Origin of the sequence: Helicobacter labetoulli (assembly GCF_003670275.1) — a bacterium.
Lineage (GTDB): Bacteria > Campylobacterota > Campylobacteria > Campylobacterales > Helicobacteraceae > Helicobacter_C > Helicobacter_C labetoulli.
This window is the reverse complement of record NZ_QXJF01000002.1, coordinates 147,957-152,874: the sequence shown is the minus strand read 5'-3', so window position 1 is coordinate 152,874 and position 4,918 is coordinate 147,957. Positions and strand designations below refer to the sequence as shown.

Sequence of the window (4,918 nt, the reverse complement as noted above, 5' to 3'; positions counted from 1 at the left end):
AACCTAAGAGAAGAGACTAGAAGCTCAATCAAATGGGAGTGAAATAATACAGATTTAAAGCTTAATGGGGGCTTAAAATTTATAAATTTCCTGATAAGCTGATTTGAAACGCTTATGAAACCAAAACCAATCCTGCGGTTTAGCCCTTATAGCCTCCTCTATCACATCAGCTTGTGCTTGTGTAGCGCGTAAAATATCTTGTGTGCTATCCTCACTTTTTTGGCAATAAATGGGCGGATAGAATCTCACTTCAAAAGATTTATAATTCTCCCTAATACTTATCATCACCGGCACTATCCCCACATTAAAACGGCGTGAGAGCACAGAAGCGATGGTCGTATGCGTTGCTTTTTTACCAAAAAACTCAACCCACACGCCCTCGCTTTGAGATATATTTTGATCTACCAAGATTCCCGCAAGAGCATTTTCCGCACCATAGAGTTTGAGCAAATGTTTAAACGCACCTTTTTTGTCAATAAATTTGACATTTTGCATTTCACGCCGCTGAATAATAAGCTCATTTATCATCTCAAATTGTGTCAAGCGCCCCAAAGACGCCATATTGCACCAATAATACCGCGGAGGCAACACACTTGCCATTGCCTCCCAATAGCCATAATGTGCAGAAATAAGCACTGCACCCTTATCCTTGTGTAAAGTGTGCAAAATATACTCTTCATCAATGAATCTAAATCGCTTTGTATGTTTTTCTAACGGAATAAAAGACACTCGTATCGTTTCTAGCAATACAAAGGCAAAGTTTGCATAGCAAGTCTTAATCAAAGCCTTTTTATCCGCCTCACTCATCTGCTCCCCATAGACAAAATCCAAATTTGCCTTCGCATCTTTGTATCGGCGTCTATCCACAACCCTCATCACAAACGCCAACGCCACAATATGCCACACAAAAAACCAATGCGGAATCTTTGCAAGGTAAAAGCCCAAGCAACTTACAACAATATTCAATGTCTTTGCAAGAATCTTCATAGCTCTTTTCCACAAGCTAGGCTATGCTGTCTTTGTAAAATCGTATTAATCTCGGCTGCAACCGCACTAGGAGCAATATTTGCAATAGAAAAATCATTCTTTTGGTAGCTTGGATTCTCGCTCCCGCTTAAAAATACATTCACCTCACTTACAAGAGCAAAACGCGATGAAGGAGTATTGCCATAAAGTGTTACAGAAGGCTTTTGCATAGCCCAAGCCAAATGGGTAATGCCCGTATCTCCGCCCACTACAACACTTACTTGCCCAATCAATGCCTTTATCTCACCCATACATAAACGCGGCAAAAGCACAACATCTTTATTTTCAAAACAAACTTTAATCTCTTGAGCTTTATTTGTGCTATACCATAGCAAAAGCACCTGAATCTGCGGATTAGATAAAAGCATTTTAATCACTTCAACAAACAAATGCGGAGGATAAGTCTTAGATTCCAAAGAAGATTCAAGCACAAGCAACACCAAATGCTTTTTGCTATCAATTGCGCACTCTTGCATAATTATAGTCATCTGCTTTTCTGCCCTTTGGCTTATGAAAAATGCCTCTTTTCTCTTTGTATATACACTTTTTAACTCCACATTTTCAAGTCCCAAAGCCTCACGCATAAGTACAAAATTCCGCTCTAAAATATGATTTTCGTATGGAATCTTTACCCTTTTTTTGTAAAGCAAACTTGCCACCCTCTCCTTAACAGAATCTTTGTCAAATCCCCAAAACTCGCTAAATTTAAGAAATCTCCCGCATACAGCCGACTTAATAAGCCCCTGCATATCTATCACCTTATCATAGTAGGGCAAAACTCTTAGCTCCCTAATAATCCCTGCAATCGCCCTTGCTCCACCTTTTTTTAAATTGACTTCAACAAGTCTATCCACACAAGGGCTATCTTGCAACACCTCTGCAAACACACTATCCACAATCCAAGTTATCTCTACTTGCTGTTGCAATCTCTCTTGCAATTGTTCCCGCACAAAGGGCAGCACACAAGCCCCTATAATCACATCTCCTAACGAGCTTAGCCGAATGATTGCTATTCTAAGCCCCACATCACACCTTGATAAATTCAATCTGCAATGGCTCGGGCTTGTGAAGTTTGCTTATATTCTCCCTAGCCAAATATAAATCCGCACTTGTATAGATTCTTAGAATCTTAGACTTCACATATTCATAGCGAATCTGCAAATTCCCCTCGCTCCTGCAAAGCGTCTCGGCAAGAGCAAGCATAAAGCTTAACCATTGCAAACTCAAAAGCTTTGGCATCAAATCACTAATATGCTCTATGCTCCCATCTTGAGGGATTTTCTTGCCGCTATATTCCACAAGTAGGCAAATCCCCAATCGCTCACTATGTGAGAATCCATATTCCAAAGCATTAAGCAAAACATACGAGCCGTGAAGATTAGCATTATAAAAATTCAAAATCCGCCCAATGCTTGAAAGATATGAGGCGGTATTCAAAAGCTTTTTGCACTGCTCATCAAGCTTATGCAACGGAAACAAAGCATCAAAAATCTTTAAAGACTCTCGGCGTGTCATCTCCGCATAAGTCTTATCAAGCATAAATCTATCCTCAATCGCACTAATAGAGGGATTAAAAGCTTTTGGAAAACTATTTTTATGCCCACGCAACAAATCACTCAAATACACACCCTCACGCACCCCAACACCACTTGTTACAATCTGCTCCGCCCCAAAATGAGCCAAAAACATTTGCAAAATAAGACAACCACTGCGAATATTGTCAATACGATCTTGAGGCACCCCCATAGATTCAAGCTTATCTTCATTAGCTTGAGAAATTTTTTCAAAAAACTTTAGATTCTGTGCGACATCTACTTCATAGCCGTGAATCTCGGCAATAGGATATTGTTTATACTTCATAATCATCTTTGACAATGCTCGTATAGTCCCACCAACACCAAAAATGCGATTATGTTTAAAATGCGATGGCACAGCTTTAAGCTGCTCTTGTATAAATCGCCTTGCCCCTTCAATATTGTTTTTCTTATCAAAAAATAGCTCTTTTAACCGAATAGTGCCAATATCAAGCGAGATAAGATCCACAATCTTACCATCTCTAATAAACGCGCATTCCGTGCTTCCGCCACCTACATCCATCGTAATGCCATCTTTGTAATGCAAAAGATTAGCACAGGCTATTCCACCATACAAGGCTTCTTTCTTACCATCAATGATTTTTACAGATAATCCACACTCTTTTTTCACTCTATCTACAAACACCTTTGAGTTGGGTGCATCACGCAGAGCAGAGGTTGCTACACAAAATACTTTCCGTGCTTTATGTGCTTTTGAGATTTGTGCAAATTCTTTAAGTGCGGATACAGCACGATTCATAGGGGCTTGCCCCAAAACACCTCCAGATTCATAGCAGCCCTCTGAAATTCTCACCTTAGATTTAGTCTCATAAATGAGATGAAAGGCAAAACGCGAAGTCTTACGAAAAATCGCCATACGCACAGAATTTGAGCCGATGTCTATAACGGAGGTAATTTTTGCCATTATTCCCCTTTTTGCAGGGCTTCAAACTTGTATCGTAACTCTTCAATCGTCTCTACATTATCAGGGTCTGGCACAATAGCATCAACAGGGCAAACAGATAAGCAGCTTGGCTCATCATAGCTCCCAACACACTCCGTGCAGACATCAGGGTCTATGCTATAAACCGGATCTCCCTCTTCAATTGCTCCATTTGGACATTCTTCAGCACACGCATCACACGCGATACATTCATTATTAATCATTAAAGCCATCTTCAATCACTCCCACTTTTCACAGATAAAAAACTTAGCCTTTTAGCTGAATATTCTTTAAAAAGAGATAAAATGCACCCCACTCTCATAAATCTGCACATCTACGCCGTAATCATTGTGATGATTTGTAGCAATGATTTGGGAATTTGGCACAAGTGATAAAAGTGCCTCAAAAGAATCTTTTGGTATAAATAACATACTTGCTCCACTAAAAATCGCTCTTTTTAGCTCATCTTTATCACACACTTCAACAAAAGGCTCAAAACCAAGTCTCCTAGCAAACTGCAACAAAACACTCAAAGACTTGCCAGAGTGCAACGCACAAGGGATAAGCACATTATCCGCACCAAATAAGGCTGCTTCTAGAATCTGATATTCATCAACAAACAAATCCGCATAAATGATAGGCAAAGTGCTATGGCGGCGAAGCAACGAGATAGATTCTAGTGCCAAATTTACCTCGTTTATATCGTGTTTTACATACCGCATTCGTAAATCAAGCAAAAACATATCATTATACCCCTTTTGCTCCGCCTCACTTGCCACTTCCAAAAACGCCACCTCATCAAAATCACCCTGAATCTCAAACCTTATAGCCTTCTTAGGCGGATTTGGACTTACTCGTTTGCAATCTTCCCGCTCAAGTCTAGGCATAAAAGGACTATATGCCAATGTCCTGCCTAAAGCCTCAAAATCAATGATTGTCTTGCGTTTGGCTAAATGTGCTTGAAGATTTTGTTTGCACTCATTTGTGGCAATCACATTTGATTGTATAAAATTAGATTCTATAAAATTCACGCTTTTACTCCCCAACTTACAAAATATTAATCTCATCAAAATGCGGATTCTAGCACATTACGCATTTAAAAATACTTGCTACAATCCCAACTTTCATCTCACACAAAGGACATTACACTATGAACAATTCCGCTTTCATTATGCTAACATCTGCGTGGAGCAATAAAATCCCAAGTGAAGCAGCCTTTATGCTTCAAGGGCGATTAGAAAAAATCCCCGAAGACAAGATTCAATCTCTTAGCTTTATCCCACTCAAAGACCCTAGTAATTGGGCTTATTTTGGGGCTTTTCTTTGGTGCTCTTGGCATAGATAGATTCTACAAAGGCGATATTGGACTTGGAAT

The 4,918-nt window shown here is 39.7% G+C and carries 5 protein-coding genes and 1 pseudogene; 1 reads left to right on the top strand and 5 read right to left on the bottom strand.

What is annotated here, in order from left to right; genetic code table 11:
* Nucleotides 1-72: 72 nt before the first annotated feature.
* Genes EBF12_RS01410 through EBF12_RS01390 form a run of 5 tightly spaced genes read right to left on the bottom strand, consistent with a single transcriptional unit; the run spans nucleotide 73 to nucleotide 4,610 of the window.
* Nucleotides 73-987, bottom strand: a complete 915-nt coding sequence (locus EBF12_RS01410; RefSeq protein WP_121726065.1) for a lipid A biosynthesis lauroyl acyltransferase — start codon at nucleotides 985-987, stop codon at nucleotides 73-75.
* Entirely contained in the window at nucleotides 984-2,051 is a 1,068-nt protein-coding gene (waaC, locus tag EBF12_RS01405) for a lipopolysaccharide heptosyltransferase I (protein WP_121726064.1), read from the bottom strand. The genes EBF12_RS01410 and waaC overlap by 4 nt, the downstream gene beginning before the upstream one ends.
* Before the next feature lies 1 nt (nucleotide 2,052).
* Nucleotides 2,053-3,525, bottom strand: a complete 1,473-nt coding sequence (locus EBF12_RS01400) for a Ppx/GppA phosphatase family protein (protein ID WP_121726063.1) — start codon at nucleotides 3,523-3,525, stop codon at nucleotides 2,053-2,055.
* Nucleotides 3,525-3,776 (bottom strand): YfhL family 4Fe-4S dicluster ferredoxin, encoded by a 252-nt coding sequence (locus tag EBF12_RS01395; protein ID WP_121726062.1) that lies wholly within the window; start codon nucleotides 3,774-3,776, stop codon nucleotides 3,525-3,527. Before EBF12_RS01395 ends, EBF12_RS01400 begins: the two co-directional genes overlap by 1 nt.
* A gap of 57 nt (nucleotides 3,777-3,833) precedes the next feature.
* On the bottom strand, nucleotides 3,834-4,610 hold the full coding sequence (locus EBF12_RS01390; RefSeq protein WP_244196294.1) for a beta/alpha barrel domain-containing protein: 777 nt from the start codon (nucleotides 4,608-4,610) through the stop codon (nucleotides 3,834-3,836).
* Nucleotides 4,611-4,693: 83 nt separating this feature from the next.
* On the opposite strand from EBF12_RS01390, the pseudogene EBF12_RS01385 reads away from it, so the two are divergent.
* Nucleotides 4,694-4,918 (top strand): annotated as a pseudogene (locus EBF12_RS01385) (TM2 domain-containing protein); the annotation flags it as partial.

Excerpts from the sequence above, each read along its gene's own strand:
- EBF12_RS01410 (WP_121726065.1), bottom strand. The coding sequence starts at position 987 with ATGAAGATTCTTGCAAAGACATTGAATATTGTTGTAAGTTGCTTGGGC.
- EBF12_RS01400 (WP_121726063.1), bottom strand. The coding sequence starts at position 3,525 with ATGGCAAAAATTACCTCCGTTATAGACATCGGCTCAAATTCTGTGCGT.
- EBF12_RS01395 (WP_121726062.1), bottom strand. The coding sequence starts at position 3,776 with ATGGCTTTAATGATTAATAATGAATGTATCGCGTGTGATGCGTGTGCT.
- EBF12_RS01390 (WP_244196294.1), bottom strand. The coding sequence starts at position 4,610 with ATGAGATTAATATTTTGTAAGTTGGGGAGTAAAAGCGTGAATTTTATA.